Below are 17,837 nucleotides of genomic sequence, written 5' to 3' on the forward strand. Positions count from 1 at the left end.
ATGGCCGAGACACGATGTCCGATCCGGTCACCTTCGGTCACCAAAAGCGGCCGAATCCCCACAAGATCACGCTACTTCGGCGATGACCTCGACCTCCACCGGTGCACCCAGCGGCAATTCGGAAACGCCGACCGCGCTGCGGGCGTGCCGTCCCTGCTCACCGAGGACGTCGCCGAAGAGGTTGGACGCGCCGTTCACCACGAGCGGCTGACCGGTGAAGCCCGGCGCGGACGCCACGAAACCGGTCACCTTGACGATCTTGACGAGCCGGCCGAGGCCGACCAGCGACTCGATCGCGGCGAGCGCGTTCAGGCCGCAGATGCGGGCCAGGTCGGCGGCCTCCTCGGGGGTGACCTCGTCGCCGACCTTGCCGGTCTTCGGCAGCTTGCCGTCGACGAGCGGGAGCTGGCCGGAGACGTAGACGTAGTTCCCGGACTGCACGGCCGGCACGTAGGCCGCCAGCGGCGGGACCACCTTGGGCAGGCTGAGGCCGAGTTCGGCGAGTTTGGCGTACGCGTCCACGCCGCCCTCACCGGCCACCGGGGCGGGCCCGGTCACGACTTGGGCCGCTTCAGGTAGGCGACAAGCTGCTCCGGGTTGGGGCCGGGCACCACCTGGACGAGCTCCCAGCCGTCCTCGCCCCAGTTGTCGAGGATCTGCTTGGTCGCGTGGACCAGCAGGGGCACGGTCACGTACTCCCACTTCTGCATGGCTGGACTTCTCCCTCTCGATCGGCTACGGCGTTCAGCTTAGGACCCGGCGGTCCGGGTGGTTGGTTAGGCTGAGCCCAGATCACTGAGCGCGAATCAGCGGAGGTGACATGACGCATCGTGCAGAGGACGGCGCCTCCGGGCATCCGGAACCGCCGCCGTCACCCGAACCGGAACCGCCCATGCCCATCCCGCCCGACGAGCCGATTCCCATACCGGAGCCGCCGCACCTGGCGGACCGGTTCGGGAGCGGCCCGCCGGCCGGGCTCCCGATCGCTGGAGGTCTGCCACCGCCGGCCCTTCCGCAAGCCGGTCCGGACGCCGCGGGGGCGTCCGGACCGCAACTCGAGGCGACCGCCGAGCATCCGGCGCTGTACCCGCCGCCCGATCCCACCCAGGTGATCTCCCGTACACCGCCTGCCGGATGGCAGCAGCCGCCGCCGTCCGGGCCGTGGCACGCCCGGCACGAGAAACCCGGCGAGTGGCAGCACCCGCCGCCCGAACATCTGGCCTTTCAGCACTCCCCGCCGGCGGAGACCGGCCCCCAGGAACCGATCTGGGTGGGACCGCAGGCCGCCGGCGCGGCACCGCTGCTGCCCGGCGGACCGCGCCGCCGCTCCACCGTCTTCCTCTCGCTGGCCCTCGCGGCCACCCTGGTGCTCTGCGGCGGCGGTGCGGTCTCGGCGTACTTCCTGTTCCGCGACGCCGACAATCCCGGCTCGCCGGACCCCGCGACGGCCGTCAACCGGTTCCTGACCGCGGTCTACACGCAGCAGGACGCGAGCGCGGCCGAGGATCTCGTCTGCCGCAAGTCGCGGGACACCGAGAAACTCGCGCAGCGGGTGGAGCAGATCAGCACGTACGCCGACAGCTACGACGGTGCCGTCTTCCGCTGGGACGACCCGGCCGTTGGTGACCGCGGGGACGACGAGGCCACGGTCGGCGTACGCGTGGTGCTGTCGACCGAGGACGAGAAGTCGGCGAACCAGGATCTCCGGTTCACGGTCATCCGGAAGACCGGCTGGCTGGTGTGCGACGTGTCCGGCTGACACCTCGCCGTACCTTTGACGCATGGGCGAACACCGGAACTGGCCGGAGCGGCTGCACGTGGTCACCGGCAAGGGCGGCACCGGCAAGACGAGCGTCGCCGCCGCTCTGGCGCTGGGCCTGGCCTCCGGCGGGCGGCGCACGCTGCTGGTCGAGGTGGAGGGCCGGCAGGGCATCGCCCAGCTGTTCGGCCTGGATCCGCTGCCGTACGCGGAACGCCGCATCGCCACCACGACCGGCGGCGGCGAGGTCCGCGCCCTGGCCGTGGACCCCGAGGAGGCCCTCCTCGAATACCTGGACATGTTCTACAAGCTCGGCGCGGCCGGCCGGGCACTGCGCAAGGTCGGCGCCATCGACTTCGCCACGACCATCGCGCCCGGCCTTCGTGACGTGCTGCTCACCGGCAAGGTCAAGGAGGCGACCACCCGGTCGCACGAGGGCCGCCGGTATTACGACGCCGTGGTGCTCGACGCGCCGCCCACCGGTCGCGTCGGCCGGTTCCTGAACGTCACCGAGGAGACCGCCCGGCTGGTCAAGGTCGGCCCGATCAAGACGCAGAGCGAAGGTGTGGCGTCCCTGCTGCGCTCCCCGATGACCGCGGTGCACGTGGTCACCCTGCTGGAGGAGATGCCGGTCCAGGAGAGCCTGGACGCGATCGCCGAGCTCAAGGCCCTGCACATCCCGGTCGGCCGGATCATCGTGAACAACACCCGCCCGGCGCTGCTGGACTCCGGCAAGGTGACCAAGGCGGAGCTCAAGCGCGGCCTGGCGGCGGCCGGTGTGACGACCGCCCCGGCGACGGTGAGCCAACTCGCAGGCGAAGCACAGGCGCACCTGACCCGCCGGGAGCTGGAGGAGTCGCTGCGGCTGGAGTTGGCCGAGCTGGGACGCCCGATGGTGGAGCTGCCGCAACTCCCGGACGGCGTCGACCTGGCCGGCCTGGAGCGGTTCGCGGCGCGCCTGTTGCGCGCTTGATCAGGGGAATGTCCGATCAAGACGCACTACGCTGGAACGGTGGCTGAACTGACCGCTCCACGCCTCGACGTCGATGGCCTGCTCGCCGACCCGGCCATCCGGATCGTGGTCTGCTGCGGCGCCGGCGGGGTCGGCAAGACCACGACGGCCGCGGCGCTCGGCCTGCGCGCCGCCGAGGTGCACGGGCGCCGGACGGTCGTGCTGACCATCGACCCGGCCCGCCGCCTCGCCCAGTCGATGGGACTCACCGAGCTGGACAACACACCCCGTCAGGTGAAAGGCATCGACGCCGCGGAGAACGGCGGCGAGCTGCACGCCATGATGCTGGACATGAAGCGCACCTTCGACGAGGTGGTGGAGCAGCACACCACGCCGAAGCGCGCCGCGGAGATCTTCGCGAACCCGTTCTACCAGGCCATGAGCTCCACCTTCTCCGGCACGCAGGAGTACATGGCGATGGAGAAACTGGGCCAGTTGCGCGCCGGCGACGAGTGGGACCTGATCGTGGTCGACACCCCGCCGTCGCGGTCCGCGCTCGACTTCCTGGACGCGCCGGCCCGGCTCTCCCGGTTTCTCGACGGCCGCATGCTGCGCATGCTGCTGGCGCCGGCGCGCACCGGCGGGCGGAGCATGTTCAGCCTGGTCACCGCGTCGTTCGGGCTCTTCTCCCGCGCGGTGCAGAAGATTCTGGGCGCTCAGCTGCTCACCGACCTGTCCGGCTTCGTCGCGGCGCTCGACTCGATGTTCGGCGGGTTCCGCCAGCGCGCCGACCAGACCTACCGCGTCCTGCAGGACCCGCAGACCGCGTTCCTGCTGGTCGCGGCGCCCGAGCGGGACGCGATCCGGGAGGCGGCGTATTTCGCTGAGCGCCTGGTGGCCGAGCGGATGCCGCTGGGCGGTCTCGTGCTCAACCGGATGCACCAGACCGAGCCGGCCGGCCTGACGGCCGAGGAGAGCGAGGCGGCGGCCGAGCGGCTGGACGCCGAGGGCGACCAGCGGATCACCGCCGACGTGCTGCGCATCCACGCCACCCTGCTGCGGCAGACCGAGAGAGAGGTACGCGTGGCGGCCGCCTTCACCGAGGCTTTCCCCTCGGTGCCGGCCACCGCTGTCGCCGCGCAGCCCGCCGACGTTCACGACGTCGACGGGCTGCGGACGATCGGAGCGCTGCTCGCCTAGGACACGCCCTAATCGATCAGCGGGTGGTGGAGACGAGCACCTTGTCGGCACCCTTCTCCCGCAGAGCGGCCTCGAACATCTTGCGCCAGCTCGCCACGTGCGGGTGCCGGCGCAACAGGGCGCGGCGCTCCCGTTCCGTCATGCCTCCCCACACGCCGAACTCGATGCGGTTGTCCAGGGCGTCGGCGAGGCATTCGTAGCGGACCGGGCAGCTGCGGCAAATCCTCTTCGCCACGTTCTGCTCGGCGCCCTGCACGAACAACGCGTCAGGGTCGCCACTCTGACACGCCGCCATGCTGGGCCAGTCGCTGATCATCCCCATCGGTAAACGTCCCCCCTTGCTGTCACCCCCTGCGTCGGCGGCAATGTCCCCCTCGCCGCGCGGACGCCGTGCGATGTCTCGCCGGACCATCATGCTCTGTAGTTGGGTGATTACGCAACGTTGTCCCTCAAATACGTATAGCCCGGTAGTTCCGGGCATAGCGGCCACGCAGGTGTAGCGGAACGGGGGTTTCTTTGGTGCATATGTGGGAAACCGCCCCGCCGGAAGGGGGTGACACCTCACACTCGATACGGTCAGAGCTGGCCTTCTCGACGGGCGGTCGCGTGCGTCGTTCGCGTACCCTGCTCGGGTGACCTCGACCTCCTGGTTTCGCAGACGCGATCACAACATCTTCACGAACGCCACATCGCTGCTGGTCTGCGGCCTGTTGGCGGGCGTCGTGGTCGCTGCTGCAGCCTTCCCCGCCGCCGCTATGACCGGGCTGGCCGCCAAGGCCGGCGGCCAGACGTTTGCGAACCTGCCGAGTGAGCTCAAGGACTTCAGCTCACCGCAGATCAGCCGGGTCTACGCCAGAGACGGGCGGACCCCGCTTGCGCAGTTCTACGACGAGTTCCGCAGCAACGTTCCGCTGAAGGACATCTCGAAGAACATGCAGAACGCGATCCTGGCGGCCGAGGACCGCAAGTTCTACGACCACAACGGCGTCGACCTCAAGGGTGTCGCCCGTGCGTTCGTGGGCAACAGCTCGGGCGGCACCCAGCAGGGCGCCTCCACGCTGACGATGCAGTACGTGCGGATGTCGCTGGCCTACTCGGCCACCAACCCGCAGGAGGTGGTCGACGCCACCGAGGACAGCCCGAAGCGCAAGATCACCGAAATGAAGTACGCGCTGCAGGTCGAGAAGCAGCTCACCAAGGACCAGATCCTCGAGCGCTACCTCAACACCGCGCCCTTCGGCAACCAGGCGTACGGGGTCTTCGCCGCCAGCCAGGTCTATTTCAACAAGCGGCCCAAGGACCTCACCGTCGCCGAGGCCGCGATGCTCTCCGGCATGGTGAAGGCGCCGTCCAGCTTCAACCCGACGACCCCGTCGGGCCACGAGCAGATCACCGCGCGCCGCGACAACTACATCATCCCCGGCATGGTCACCATGGGGGCGATCACGCAGCAGCAGGCCGACGAGGCCAAGAAGGAGAAGGTCCCCACCAAGGTCAAGCAGGTCGGCAACGGCTGCGCCTGGGTGTCGAAGAACTACTGGGGCTTCTTCTGCGACTACTTCTACCGCTGGTGGATGGAGCAGGACGCCTTCGGCGCGACGGAGTACGACCGGGAGCGCCGCCTCAAGAGCGGTGGCTACCGGGTCGTCACCACCATCGACCTGCAGGGTCAGGCGGCGGCTCGCAAGGAGATCGCGAAGCGCCAGTCCGACAAGAGCCAGAACGCCGTGATGCTGGCCGGCATCGAGCCCAGCACCGGCAAGGTGCGCCTGCTCGCGGCGAACCGGAAGTACAAGCTCGACGACTCCGACGACCCGCAGAACGAGATCTCCTCGGACCCGAGGAAGGCCAAGAAGAACATCCGCGGCACCCACCCGAACACCACCAACCCGCTGCTCAGCGGTGGTGGCGACATCAGTGGTTACCAGGCGGGCTCGGTGTTCAAGATCTTCACGATCGTGGCCGGCCTGGAGGCGGGCTATCCGCTGGGCTACACGATCAAGACCGACGCGCAGTACCGGTCGAAGTACAAGACCAGCCCCAGCGACCGCTCGGCGTGCCCCGGCACCGACCAGTGGTGCCCGAAGAACTCCGGCAAGGGTGTCGGCGTCTTCACGATGTGGAGCGCCTTCGCGAAGTCGATCAACACGTACTTCGTACCGCTCGAGGAACGCGCCGGCGCCGACAAGGTGGTCGCCGTGGCCAAGCGGTTCGGCGTCCAGTTCCGGGCCGGCAAGGACCGCGAGATGGCCGACGATCCGGATCAGGCGCGGGCCTGGGGCACGTTCACCCTCGGTGTCTCCCAGTCGACCCCGCTGGACATGGCGAACGCGTACGCGACGCTGGCCGGTGACGGCATGTACTGCCAGCCCACCCCGGTGGAGAACATCACCACCAACGAGGGCGAGAAGCTCGACGTCGGCAAGCCGCACTGCATCCGGGCCACCACCAAGGACGTGGCCCGGGCTGCGCTGGACGCGGCCCGCTGCCCGGTCGGCGACTCGGCCCAGCTCGGCGCGTGCAACGGCAACACGGCCGGCCCGACCAGGGGCATCGTCGGCCACCCGGTCTTCGGCAAGTCCGGTACCACCGACAACGACAAGACCGCCTCGCTGATCGCGGGCACCACGTCGCTGGTCGTCGCCGGATACATGGCCAACCCGGACTGGCCGGAGCACCGGGACCGGATGAGCCACGATGTCATCAACCCGGCCGTCCAGTACACGCTCAAGGCGTACATGCAGGACAAGCCGAAGGAGCAGTTCAAGAAGCCGGGCAGCACCAAGATCGCGTACGGCGACCAGCGCTCCATCCCGAACGTGGAGTGCGACTCGATCGGCTCGGCCCGCTCCAAGCTCGAGGGCGCCGGCTTCGAGGTGTCGACCGGCGGCGAGGTGGACTCGGAATGCCCCAAGGGCACCGCGGCGGGCACCAACCCGTCCGGCCGGACCATCAAGAACGGCGCCGTGATCATCGAGATCAGCAACGGGAAGAACTCGAAACCCGAGACGCCAGAGGGCGAGGAGGGGCCGACCCCACCGGGTAGGCGCAACGGCAACTAGCCACACCACCGGAAACGGGCGGGAGATCGAATCTCCCGCCCGTTTCTCAGTTCAGCCGGCGCCGCACCTCGGCCGCGACCCGGCCGCCCTCAGCACGTCCCGCGACCGCCGCCTGTGCCGCCTTCATAGCCGGGCCCATCTGGCCCTTGCTGGTGAAACCGCCCGCCGCGAGCGCCTGACCGACAAGCTCGGCGATCTCCGCATCGGTGAGCTGCTTCGGCAGGTAGCGGTCCAGCACCTCACCCTCGGCCGTCTCCTTCGCCGCCTGGTCGTCCCGCCCGGCACCGGCGAAAGCGGTAGCCGCCTCCCGGCGCTTCTTCGCCTCCTTGGTCAGCACCGCCAGCACCTCGTCGTCGGACAGCTCCCGCGCCTCGTCACCGGCGACCTCGGCGGTCCGCACGGCCGACAGCGCCATCCGCAGCGTCGACGTGATCAGCTCGTCGCGGGACTTCATGGCGGTGTGCAGGTCATCGTTCAGGCGGTCTTTCAGCGTTCCCATGGCGGAGAAACTACCCTTGCCGTCATGCGCAAGCGCTCCCTTATTTCCGCCGCCGCCGCGTTGACCGCGCTGGGCGGGGCGACGTTCGCCTATGCCTCCCTGATCGAACGCAACATGTTCACGCTCCGGCGCTTCGACGTCCCGGTGCTGGAACCCGACGCCGAACCGCTGCGCATCCTGCACATCTCGGACCTGCACATGATGCCCGAGCAGCGGCGCAAGCAGGAGTGGGTGTCCGCGCTCGGCGGCACCGACCCCGACCTGGTCATCGTCACCGGCGACAACATGGCCTCGCCGTACGCGATCCCCGGCGTCCTGCGAGCCCTGGAACCCTTCCTCGACGTGCCCGGCGCGTTCGTCTTCGGCTCCAACGACTACCGCGGCCCGGTCTTCAAGAACCCGCTCAAATACGTCCTGCCCGGCGAGCGCGAGTACGTCCAGGGCACCGACCTGCCCGCCGACGACCTGCGCGACGCCTTCACCGACGCCGGCTGGGCCGACCTGAACAACGCCCGCACGGTCCTGAAAGCCGGCGGCCGCTCCATCGAACTGGTCGGCGTCGACGACCCACACATCGAGCAGGACGACTACCCGTCGGTGGCCGGCCCGATCAGCACCGGCGCCGACCTGCACCTGGGCGTCACCCACACCCCCGCCTCCCGCGTCCTCGACGCCATGGCCGCCGACGGCTTCGCCCTCCTCCTCGCCGGGCACACCCACGGCGGCCAGGTCTGCGTCCCCGGCTTCGGCGCCCTCACCACCAACTGCGACCTCCCCCTCTCCATGGCAAAGGGCCTCCACCGCTGGCCCGGCACCGACACCTGGCTCCACGTCTCCGCCGGCCTGGGCACCCACCCCACCGCCCCCATCCGCTTCGCCTGCCGCCCGGAGGCTTCACTGCTTACACTGATACCGCGCTGACCTGCGGTTTCGCGGTTGGGGGATACCGATTTCCGGAGGGTGGGGGGCGTCAGCTAGTATTTCTCTCGCAGCTCGGGGTGTGGCGCAGCTTGGTAGCGCGCTTCGTTCGGGACGAAGAGGCCGTGGGTTCAAATCCCGCCACCCCGACCAAGTTGCAGTGCAGGTCAGGGCCGATTTCCGGAAACGGATCTCCGGCCCTGACCTGTTTCTGCGGCCGGTTCGGCTTGCTCCCGTGCGGCCTGTTCAGCGCACAACTCATCCAGAATGGGTGAGTCGCCGGGGTGATCCTTGAGCGAGGCTGAGGGCCGAGCGAAGGAGTGGCATGAAGGCTCGGCCGGCCCATCTCAACGCGGCGATCGCGAGCCTGTTCATCGTGGGCTCGGCGTGTTTCGTGCTGGGATCGGTGTCGGCGTACGCCGACGCGGTCGGCGGGGTGGCCGACGCCGTCACCTTCTTCGTCGGTTCGATCTTCTTCACCGCTGCGTCGTTCCTTCAACTCGTGCAGGCCCAGACCCCGGCCATGACCGGTGTCGACGCCGTGCTGCTGACTGAACCCGAACCGCTGCGCTGGTGGAACGTGTCACCGCACAACCGGAGCTGGCTCGCGGCGATCACCCAGTTTCCCGGCACGCTGTTCTTCAACGCGAGCACGCTGGCGGCCCTGGCTCGCAACGCCTCGGTGCAGCAGCAGGACAGGCACGTGTGGCGGCCGGACATCTACGGATCGACGCTGTTTCTCGTGGCCGCCGTTTTCGGCATTCTCGCGGTCGGGACCTTCTGGAGCTGGCGGCCGCGGTCGCTGCCGTGGTGGATTGCGTGGTTGAACATGATCGGATCCGTCCTGTTCATGGCCTCCGCTCTGGCCAGCTTCGTCGTGCCCGGCTCCGGTGACGTGCGCAATCTGTGGATCGATGTCGCCGGCACGCTGTTCGGCGCGCTGTGTTTCCTGATCGGAGCCGTCCTGATGTTCCCGGCCTGGACACGGGCCGGTCACCACGCCGACCCCGCGGCCCGGCCGACCTAGGAGAACGTGCATGACCACGACACCCGACGGCAACCGCGACGCCGACGCAGAACTGTTCGGCAACCGGTTCGCCACCCAGGAAGTGCCGACCCGGACGTTCCCGGACGGCGGCATGACAGCCACCGACGCGTTCCGTCTCGTCTCGGAGGAGATGGCTCTGGAAGGCGATCCGGCCCGGAACCTGGCGACGTTCGTCACGACGTGGATGGAGCCGGAGGCGCAGCGGATCATCGCCGCCAACCTGCACCGGAACTTCATCGACCACGCCGAGTACCCCCGCACCGCCGAGATCGAGCAGCGCTGCATCCGCATGATCGCCGACCTCTTCCACGCGCCGGGTGAGACGACCGGCGCGCGCACCCAGGGCTCGTCGGAGGCGATCATGCTGGCCGGCCTGTCGCTCAAGTGGAACTGGCGCAAGCGGCGCGGCTCGGCGGCCACGAATCCGAACCTCGTCTTCGGCGGCGACGTGCACGTCGTGTGGGAGAAGTTCTGCCGCTACTTCGACGTCGAACCGCGGATCGTGCCGCTGCGGCCCGGCAAGTACACGATCGGCCCCGATGACGTTGCACCCCACATCGATGAGAACACCATCGGTGTGGCGGCCGTGCTCGGGACGACGTTCACCGGACACAAGGACGACATCGTCGGCATCAACGACCTGTTGCTCCAGATCAAGAGCGAGCGCGGCCTCGATGTGCCGTTGCACGTCGACGGTGCCAGCGGCGGTTTCGTGTGGCCGTTCCTCTACCCCGATTCGCCGTGGGACTTCCGGCTCGAACAGGTGCGCTCGATCAACGTGTCCGGGCACAAGTTCGGCCTGGTGTATCCCGGCATCGGCTGGCTGATCTTCCGGGAGAAGGCGGACCTGGCCAGAGAGCTCGTCTTCGAGGAGAACTACCTCGGCAAGACGGACTCGACGTTCACCCTCAACTTCTCCACCGGCTCGGCGATGGTGCTGGCCCAGTACTACAACCTCGTCCGCTACGGCCGCGCCGGTTACCGCTACGTCATGAAGAGCATGCAGACCAACGCCCGCGCGCTCGGCGAGAAGCTGGCGGCGATGGGCCACTTCGAGCTGATCGGGCCCGGCGAGGAGCAACTCCCGCTGGTGGCATTCCGCCTCGCCGCCGACAACGGATACGACGAGTTCGACCTTGCTTGGCAGCTTTCGGCCGAACGCGGCTGGATGGTGCCCGCCTATACCCTTCCGCCGAACGCGCAGACCGTGACGATCATGCGGGCGCTGGTCAAGGAGACGATGACCCACGAGCACGTCGACACGCTCGCTCGCGACATCGAAGAGGCGTGCGCCACGCTCGCGAAGAAGGGCGGCGCACACGAGTCCGAACGGAACAAGATCGTCATTGGTCCCGGCCACTGACGGGGGACCGTAGGATCAGCCGGTCTCGGACGAGGGCCGGGGCGCGGAGGCGGCACGGCGGGCGGTGAGCAGAAGTGTGGCGATGTAGGCGACGACGACCGACAGGATGATCAGGGGTGCGGCGCCGGCCCCGGCACGGGTCAGCAGTAACGCGATCACGATCGAGGACAGGGGAAGCCGGAGCACCGCGACGACCGAGGCCCCGACGAGCGCACCGATCATCGCCGTCTGTGCGGTCGTGGCCAGGTGCCCGGCGAGCAGACCGCCGACCAGTCCCAGGAAGATCGCTGGGAAGGTGGGGCCGCCCCGGGCGCTGCCCAGCGACAGCGCCCAGGCCACGGCCTTGCACAGCAGCAGGAGGGCGAGGGTGCCGACGGAAACGGTGCCCGCCTGTTCGAGCAGCGGAGTTATCGCTTCCTGGCCCGAGAACAGCACCGCTTCGGCCGGCTGTCCGCTGACCTCGTGGAAGGCAATCGCACCGAGACCGACGATCAAGGCCGCGACCGGGGTCAGCAGGAGGCGGTGCCGGGCGACCAGGGTGCGTACCAGTTCGGCGAGCCGGATAACCAGGAACACGACTACGGCAGCCAGCAGGGCCAGCGGCACGCTCCACAGGAAGTCGGTGAGTTGCGGCGTCGGATAGGGCGGCAGGGTGATCGCCGGTAGGGCGAACGCGTTGGTGCTCAAACCGGTCAGTGAACCGATGCCGACGAACATCAACGAACCGGTACCGGCGGCGAGCAGGCCAGGCAGCAGGATGACCGGCAGGGTCGAGCCGCCTATCGCAGCCGCCTCGATGATGATCACTGCGCCGACGACCGGCGAACCGAAGATGGTCGCCAGCGCAGCGAACCCGGCCGACGCGGTCAGGATGAGCTTTGCCTGGTCCGGCAGCTGGCGGCGGGGCAGGCCGATCAGGAACATCGTCAGGCCGGTGCCCAGGGCGATCAGTGGTGCCTCCGGTCCCAGTACCAGCCCCAGGCCGACCGTGGCCACCGCAGCCAGGACGACGCCCGGCATGTCGGCTGCCGTGGTCGGCGCAGCGATCCTGAGTCCCTCGGACGGCTCGTGGCCGCCATTACCGGGCAGCCAGACCACCGCAGACGCGATGACGAACCCCGCCACGGCGAGCACTGGGAGCGGCCACCACCAGGGGGGCGAGGAGAATCCGACCGAGGTGGGCAGCTCCCGGTACAACCACACCTGCAACCAGTGCGTGAACTCCAGGAATGCCCAGCATGCCGCGGAAACGACCACGCCCAGCACGGCGGACAGCAACAACAGCAGCCAGTACCGCCGACTCCGGATCAGCGCCCAGGGATCCGTTATGGCGTACGTCCCCGCCCGGTCGGCCTGATTCGGCTCTGCCCCGCGCGCCTGGCCCATGGCTGTCAGCATGCGAGGCGACGGCTGGCCCCGCATCGCCCGGTAGGGATGACCGGACGTGCGGGCGCTGACAGCACACGACCTCGGTCAGGCGTGGGGTGACCAGAGGTCGTACTCGTGGTCGTCGAGGAACTCGGTGGGGGTCCAGCGGCCCGAGGCCAGCGACTGGACCAGAGGGCGGGCCGGGGTGAAGGGGTGCCAGCCGGGAGAGGCGTCGGCCGCGAAGTTCGTCCATGTGGTGGTCAGGCGGGCGGCCAGGCGGTCCTGGGCGGGCGTGCGGGGTGCGAAGAGGTCCAGGTCGAAGAGGTACGCCAACTCGGCCATGTGCTGGGCGCGCCACGGCAGATCGGGCGCCGGGTAACCCGCGAACCAGGGCGTGTCGTGCTCGGCGAACTCGTACATATGGGTGTTTGTCCACCGGGACAGCAGGAGCGCGGTGTCGAAGGTCGGGACGGCCCAGTCGCGGTCGGTGGCGATGGTGGCGAGGGCGAGGCTTGCGGAGTTGTCGTAATCGGACAGCGGGTAGTGGGCCAGGACCTCGGGGCCGACTGTTGCGGGATATGAGTCGGCGGGGATCGGCGGGGCAGCGGCGTAGCGGCCGTTCTCCTCGTCGTGGTTGACGCCGATCATGACGGGGACGCGGTTGAAGCGGCCTGTTCGGAAGGCGTCCGCGGGTGAGAGTGGGAGCAGCGCGGTGCCGGCGACAGGGCGCGGCTCGGACCAGACGTCGTAGGCGGCGAGCAGGTCAGCGACCGGAACTGCCCGCAAACATGCCGCTATATCCGGCTTATCAGTGCAGCCGACGGCTGAGATGACACCGGTGCTGTCGGCCTCGGCCGAGGCTCGGGTGCGTGAGCCGCCCGTCGCGCAGGGCGCGCTCTGAATGATCGCCCGAGTGAAAAGCCCCCGGGACACCGGTGAGGCCAGGTGGTCGCAGACCGCATACCCGCCGCCGGACTGCCCCATGATCGTCACATTCCGCGGGTCGCCACCGAAGGCGCCGATGTTGGTGCGAACCCAGCGGAGCGCGGCCTGCTGGTCTTCGAGGGCCAGACTGCCGGAACCGAACCGGGAGCCGGAGTCCAGCGCGGGGTGGGTCAGGAACGACAGAACGCCGAGTCGGTAGTTCATCGACACCACGACGGCGTCGGCGGCCAGGCGGTCCGGACCGTACATGTCGCCGGTGCCGAACATCATGCTGCCGCCGTGGATCCAGACGATCACCGGCAGGTTCCGTCGGTTGCCGGCCGGCGCGGTGACGTTGAGGTAGAGGCAGTCCTCGGCCTCGCTGGGTACGCCGACCGGGAGTCCGGCGGGCTGGGCGCAGGCGGCCCCGGGCCGGGTGGCGTCCCGGACGCCGGCCCACCGGGCGGCGGGTTGCGGCGAGGCCCAGCGCTCAGGCGGCGCCGCATAAGGAATGCCTTGGTAACTGCGGGTCCCCGAGGCGGTGACAGTCCCGCGGACGACGCCCTTGTCGGTCGTGACGGTGGTGGGAGACGAGGCCGGTGCGACCAGAGCCAGGCCGGCCAGCAGAGGGATCAGTGGATTCATGCCCATCACCATACGATCGTCTGAGACGATCGTGCAAGACGGGTGTCTGATAGCGTCGGATCATGGGTAATCGGGAAGCTCTGCTCGCCGGCGCGAAGACCTGCCTGCTCGAGAAGGGCTTCGACCGCACCAGCGCACGCGACATCGCCACCACGGCGGGGGTCAGCCTGGCCGCGATCGGCTACCACTTCGGCTCCCGGGAGAACCTGCTCTTCCAGGCGCTGTTCGCGATCCTCGACGAGTGGGGCGACCTCTCCGGCCGCGTCCTGGTGCCGCCGGCCGAGCCCGGCATGACTCCTGCCCAGGCCTACGAGCGGATGTGGGACGAGCTCCTCGCCCAGGTGCGTGAGCATCCGAGGATGTGGCTGGCCTCGGTCGAGCTGTTCATGCAGGCGCAGCGACAGCCCGACCTCATGCCGCACCTCAGCGACGGCATCCGTCAGGGCCGCAGCGGCATGGCCGGGATCCTGACCAGCACTCCGGAGGCCGACGTCGAGGACCGGACCGCCCGGACACTGGGCATGCTCCAGGTGGCCCTGATGTCCGGCGTGGTGATCCAGATGCTCGCCGACCCCGAGCACCCGCCTACCGGCGCCGACGTCGTAGCCGGCCTGCGGGCGCTCGGAAAAATCGTCCAGTAACGGATCTACTCCGGATCGAGGACCGCCAGCAGCTCGCCGGTGTCCACCTCGGCCCCAGGATGCACCGGCAGCGAGGCGACGACACCGGCCGAGGGCGCGTGGACCGGATGCTCCAGCTTCATCGCCTCAAGGGTCAGCAGCAGCTCACCCGCCCTGACCCGTTGACCGGGAACGACCAGCACACGGCGAACCGCCCCAGGTAGCGGTGCGATCAGCGAGCTCTCGGCGGCCTCCGGCGCGGGCAGGGGGAAGCGGGAGATCTCGCGCAGCGCCACCGAGCCCTCGGGGCTGTCCACATACGACACGTCGCCGACCCGGTGCACCAGCACGGTGAGCCGGATGCCCTGCACGTTGAGCACGACCCGCTCGGCGGCCGCCTGCACCACCACGATCGGCGGGTGGTCGTCGGAGACCGGCGCCTGTCCGAGACCGGCCAGATCCAGTTCCTCCGGGTCCACGGCGCGGACCCACCAGACGGCCAGCTCGCCGTGGCGGTTCATCCGGTAGCCGACCTCCACGGGGCCGGTCGGGCCGTCGTAGACCGCGGTCTGCGAGCCGGACGGGACGTTGCGCCAGCCGGAGGGCAGGGAGCCGAGCACGGGGGCGGTCGCGCGCCGAGATGCGGCGCCGGCCAGGGCGGCGGCGAGGCACGACAGGCGTACGGCGTCCACTGACGACAGCAGCGGAGCGAATACCTCGGGGTGGCGGTCCAGGAAGCCGGTGTCGACGTCACCGGCGCGGAAGGAGTGATGGCGGAGTACGCGTACCAAAAGATCCCGGTTCGAAACCACGCCGTGCAGTTGCGTCCTGGCCAGCGCCGACGCCAGCATCCTGGCCGCCTCCTGGCGGCTCGGCGCCCAGGCGATCAGCTTGGCCAGCATCGGATCGTGGTGCATGCCGATCACCGACGCGTCGGCCACCCCGGCGTCCAGGCGCAGGCCGGGCTGTGGCAGCGGCCGGAACGTGCCCGCCACGTCCGGTACGGCGAACCGGTGCAGCGTGCCCGCCGCGGGCAGCCAGGCGTACGCCGGATCCTCCGCGCTGATCCGCACCTCGATGGCGTGTCCCCGGATCGGTGGCGGCCCCGGCATCGGCAGGCTGCCGCCCTCGGCGACCAGCAGCTGCAGGCGAACCATGTCGTATCCGGAGACGCACTCGGTGACCGCGTGGTCGGCCTGCAGCGTCGGGGTCAGCTCCAGGAACCAGAAGTCACCGTCGGCGTCGAGCAGGAACTCGACCGCGCCGGTGCCGACGTAGCCGAGTGCCCGTACCGCCACGATCGCCGCACGGCAGAGTTCCTCGCGCAGCGCCGGGTCGACCGCCGGCGACGGCGTCTCCTCGACGATCTTCTGGTATCGGCGCTGCACCGAGCACTCACGCTCGCCGAACGGGACCACGGCACCCTGCGCGTCGGCCAGGATCGGCACCTCGATGTGGCGGACGTTGCTGACGTACGGCTCGCAGAAGACGTCCCCGCCCACCTCGCGCCGGGTCGAGGCGACCGCCTCGGCCAGCGTCGTCGCGTCGCGGACGACCCGCATGCCGGTGCCGCCGGTGCCGGTCGAGGGTTTGATGAGCACCGGGAAGCCGGGCACCGAGTCCGGGTCGGTGAAGGTCGGCAGGACCGGGACCTGCGCCTCGGCGACCAGCTTCTTCATTTCGGTCTTCACGCTCAGCGTACGCAGCGTGGCAGCCGGCGCCCCGACCCAGATCATCCCGGCCTCGGACACCGCCTCGGCGAACTCCGGGTCCTCGGCCAGCACGCCGATGCCGGGATGCAGCGCGTTGGCGCCCGCCCGCTGTGCCGCCGCGATCAGCGCCTCGGTCCGCAGGTACGTCGCGGACGGCGTGTTGCCCGGCAGGTGGACCGCGTAGTCGGCCTCGGTGACGTGCGGTGCGTTGGAATCGACGTCGGAGTAGACGGCGACCGTTTCGATGCCGACCAGTCGGCAGGTGGCGAACACCCGGCGGGCGACCTCACCTCGGTCGGCCACCAGAATTCGTCGGATCACTGGTCTACCTTTCAGGGTCTGAACACGCCGACGTGTCCGGCGCCTTCCACGGCCGCGCTGTGCACCGCGGAGAGGCAGAGGCCGAGGACCGTACGGGTGTCGCGGGGGTCGATGACGCCGTCGTCGGCCGGGGTGCGGCCCGCTGCGGGCCAGCTGAACTGGAAACGGGGCTCGTCCGGGCGGTCCACCAGGTCGCAGGCCGCCGTTCCGACGCTGAGCACCAGGTGCGGCACGGCCGACTTGGCCACGGCGTGGACCAGTGGTGCGTCATGCCGCGCGTCCGGCGCCTCGCTGTCCTCGCCGGGCAGGGTGCCAACGTGCCGCAGGAACAGCAGCGGGGTGGCGGTGGCGTTGGCGAGGTGCAGGAAGTGCACGGCCTTCTGCGCTTCGGCGGCCGAGCACACGGCGCTCGGGGTCGCCAGCACCCCGACCGGGTATCCGTGCAGCTCACCCCAGCCGGCCACCAGGGTCGTGGCGGTGGAGCCGGGCTTGAACTCGTCGAAGTCGCTGTCGTCGAGGATCCGGGCGAGCACCTCACGTGGCTCGAAGGCGGCCGGTTCGGCGGCGGCCAGGGTCAGCAGGTCCTCGGCGTCGTAGCGGGGCGGCAACGGGTACGCGGTGCGCGGCAACGGCCCGTGCTTGCGCCAGTTCAGTCGCCGTACGCATTGCCGCGCCAGCCGCAGCCCGTCCCGCTCGTCCTCGGCCAGCTGGTCGGCGGGTCCCGCCGGCCCGGCCGGCACCACCGGGGTGGCCCGTACGTCGACGCCCGCGTGACCGTTCGCCGTTCCGCGCACCGGCTGCGGGTGGATGGTGAGCACCTTGGCGTGCCCGCGCACCATGATCGTGTAGTCGGAGAGGGCCGGCAGATAGGCCGCGTCGCCGGTGGTGACCCCGAAGATCACGCAGACGGTCGGCACCCGGTCGGCGGTGAGCCGGCTCAGCTCACGGGCGATCCCGCCGCCCGGCTTCGACTCACCGACCGACTCCACGAGGTTGATCAGCGGCAGCCGGTTGACCGAGCCGATGCGCGCGGCCCGGCGGATCTTCTCAGCGGTGTACGGGTTGACCGCACCACCGTCCACCGTCGGATCGTTGGCGATCACCACGCACTCGACGCCCTCGACGACGCCCACGCCGGTCACCACGCTCGCACCGGGCGGGTACTCCGAGCCCCGCGCCGCGGCCGGCGCCAGCTCCAGGAACGGGCTGTCCTGGTCGAGCAGCATCTCGATGCGCTCGCGGGGCAGCAGCTTCCCGCGCGCGTGGTGCCGGGTGACCCACTTCTCCCCGCCGCCACCACGTGCCTGGTCGAGCACGGCCTCCAGCTCGGCGAGGAGTTGCAGGGTGGCGCTGCGCCCCTCCAGATAGGCGGGGTCGCGGGGGTCCAGCGTGGTCTCGAGCGCGGTCATGAAGACACCCCGATGCCCGCCACGCCCCTACCTGCGT

Annotated in this window: 16 protein-coding genes and 1 tRNA gene; 9 read left to right on the top strand and 8 right to left on the bottom strand. The window is 69.7% G+C overall.

What is annotated here, in order from left to right; all coding sequences use genetic code 11:
* Positions 1 to 66 precede the first annotated feature (66 nt).
* Together AB0M02_RS43035 and AB0M02_RS43040 are read right to left on the bottom strand one after the other, a co-directional pair.
* The gene (locus AB0M02_RS43035) at positions 67 to 558 is read right to left on the bottom strand and encodes a RidA family protein (RefSeq protein WP_364238293.1); all 492 of its coding nucleotides are present in this window, start codon (positions 556 to 558) and stop codon (positions 67 to 69) included.
* Positions 555 to 710 (bottom strand): DUF4177 domain-containing protein, encoded by a 156-nt coding sequence (locus AB0M02_RS43040; protein WP_093619400.1) that lies wholly within the window; start codon positions 708 to 710, stop codon positions 555 to 557. The genes AB0M02_RS43035 and AB0M02_RS43040 overlap by 4 nt, the downstream gene beginning before the upstream one ends.
* Positions 711 to 820: 110 nt before the next feature.
* Between AB0M02_RS43040 and AB0M02_RS43045 the strand changes: the two genes are divergently transcribed.
* The 3 genes from AB0M02_RS43045 to AB0M02_RS43055 are packed head-to-tail and all read left to right on the top strand — an operon-like array spanning position 821 to position 3,911.
* Positions 821 to 1,759, top strand: coding sequence for a hypothetical protein (locus AB0M02_RS43045; protein ID WP_364238294.1), 939 nt, complete (start codon positions 821 to 823; stop codon positions 1,757 to 1,759).
* 22 nt (positions 1,760 to 1,781) lie between these two features.
* Positions 1,782 to 2,732 (top strand): ArsA-related P-loop ATPase, encoded by a 951-nt coding sequence (locus tag AB0M02_RS43050; protein WP_364238295.1) that lies wholly within the window; start codon positions 1,782 to 1,784, stop codon positions 2,730 to 2,732.
* A gap of 48 nt (positions 2,733 to 2,780) precedes the next feature.
* Positions 2,781 to 3,911 (top strand): ArsA family ATPase, encoded by a 1,131-nt coding sequence (locus AB0M02_RS43055; RefSeq protein ID WP_364238354.1) that lies wholly within the window; start codon positions 2,781 to 2,783, stop codon positions 3,909 to 3,911.
* Positions 3,912 to 3,927: 16 nt separating this feature from the next.
* Here AB0M02_RS43055 and AB0M02_RS43060 read toward each other — a convergent pair whose 3' ends face one another.
* Positions 3,928 to 4,233, bottom strand: coding sequence for a WhiB family transcriptional regulator (locus tag AB0M02_RS43060; RefSeq protein ID WP_364238296.1), 306 nt, complete (start codon positions 4,231 to 4,233; stop codon positions 3,928 to 3,930).
* A gap of 433 nt (positions 4,234 to 4,666) precedes the next feature.
* Between AB0M02_RS43060 and AB0M02_RS43065 the strand changes: the two genes are divergently transcribed.
* Positions 4,667 to 6,973, top strand: a complete 2,307-nt coding sequence (locus tag AB0M02_RS43065; RefSeq protein WP_364238355.1) for a transglycosylase domain-containing protein — start codon at positions 4,667 to 4,669, stop codon at positions 6,971 to 6,973.
* A 46-nt stretch (positions 6,974 to 7,019) separates the two neighbouring features.
* Here the strand turns inward: AB0M02_RS43065 and AB0M02_RS43070 are convergent, their stop codons facing one another.
* Positions 7,020 to 7,472 (bottom strand): GatB/YqeY domain-containing protein, encoded by a 453-nt coding sequence (locus AB0M02_RS43070; RefSeq protein WP_364238297.1) that lies wholly within the window; start codon positions 7,470 to 7,472, stop codon positions 7,020 to 7,022.
* 24 nt (positions 7,473 to 7,496) lie between these two features.
* On the opposite strand from AB0M02_RS43070, the gene AB0M02_RS43075 reads away from it, so the two are divergent.
* From AB0M02_RS43075 to AB0M02_RS43090, 4 genes are all read left to right on the top strand, one after another.
* Positions 7,497 to 8,393 carry a metallophosphoesterase gene (locus AB0M02_RS43075; protein ID WP_364238298.1) on the top strand — a complete coding sequence of 299 codons (897 nt, stop codon included), beginning with the start codon at positions 7,497 to 7,499 and terminating at the stop codon, positions 8,391 to 8,393.
* Between the two features lie 73 nt (positions 8,394 to 8,466).
* Positions 8,467 to 8,543, top strand: a tRNA-Pro gene (locus AB0M02_RS43080).
* Between the two features lie 172 nt (positions 8,544 to 8,715).
* Complete coding sequence (locus tag AB0M02_RS43085; RefSeq protein ID WP_364238299.1) at positions 8,716 to 9,417, top strand: hypothetical protein; 702 nt, start codon at positions 8,716 to 8,718, stop codon at positions 9,415 to 9,417.
* A 10-nt stretch (positions 9,418 to 9,427) separates the two neighbouring features.
* Complete coding sequence (locus tag AB0M02_RS43090; protein WP_364238300.1) at positions 9,428 to 10,801, top strand: glutamate decarboxylase; 1,374 nt, start codon at positions 9,428 to 9,430, stop codon at positions 10,799 to 10,801.
* Positions 10,802 to 10,816: 15 nt separating this feature from the next.
* On the opposite strand, the gene AB0M02_RS43095 is transcribed toward AB0M02_RS43090, so the two are convergent.
* Positions 10,817 to 12,187 (bottom strand): chloride channel protein, encoded by a 1,371-nt coding sequence (locus tag AB0M02_RS43095; protein WP_364238301.1) that lies wholly within the window; start codon positions 12,185 to 12,187, stop codon positions 10,817 to 10,819.
* A gap of 87 nt (positions 12,188 to 12,274) precedes the next feature.
* Positions 12,275 to 13,738: a carboxylesterase family protein gene (locus AB0M02_RS43100; protein ID WP_364238302.1), complete on the bottom strand. Its 1,464-nt coding sequence runs from the start codon at positions 13,736 to 13,738 to the stop codon at positions 12,275 to 12,277.
* Positions 13,739 to 13,800: 62 nt separating this feature from the next.
* Here AB0M02_RS43100 and AB0M02_RS43105 point away from each other — a divergent pair, with 62 nt between their 5' ends.
* On the top strand, positions 13,801 to 14,379 hold the full coding sequence (locus tag AB0M02_RS43105; RefSeq protein ID WP_364238303.1) for a TetR/AcrR family transcriptional regulator: 579 nt from the start codon (positions 13,801 to 13,803) through the stop codon (positions 14,377 to 14,379).
* A gap of 5 nt (positions 14,380 to 14,384) precedes the next feature.
* Here AB0M02_RS43105 and AB0M02_RS43110 read toward each other — a convergent pair whose 3' ends face one another.
* Together AB0M02_RS43110 and AB0M02_RS43115 are read right to left on the bottom strand one after the other, a co-directional pair.
* Positions 14,385 to 16,391 (bottom strand): biotin carboxylase N-terminal domain-containing protein, encoded by a 2,007-nt coding sequence (locus tag AB0M02_RS43110; RefSeq protein WP_364238304.1) that lies wholly within the window; start codon positions 16,389 to 16,391, stop codon positions 14,385 to 14,387.
* Between the two features lie 11 nt (positions 16,392 to 16,402).
* Positions 16,403 to 17,800, bottom strand: a complete 1,398-nt coding sequence (locus AB0M02_RS43115; protein WP_364238305.1) for a carboxyl transferase domain-containing protein — start codon at positions 17,798 to 17,800, stop codon at positions 16,403 to 16,405.
* Positions 17,801 to 17,837 lie beyond the last annotated feature (37 nt).

This window comes from Actinoplanes sp. NPDC051861 (genome assembly GCF_040681145.1).
Taxonomy (GTDB): domain Bacteria; phylum Actinomycetota; class Actinomycetes; order Mycobacteriales; family Micromonosporaceae; genus Actinoplanes.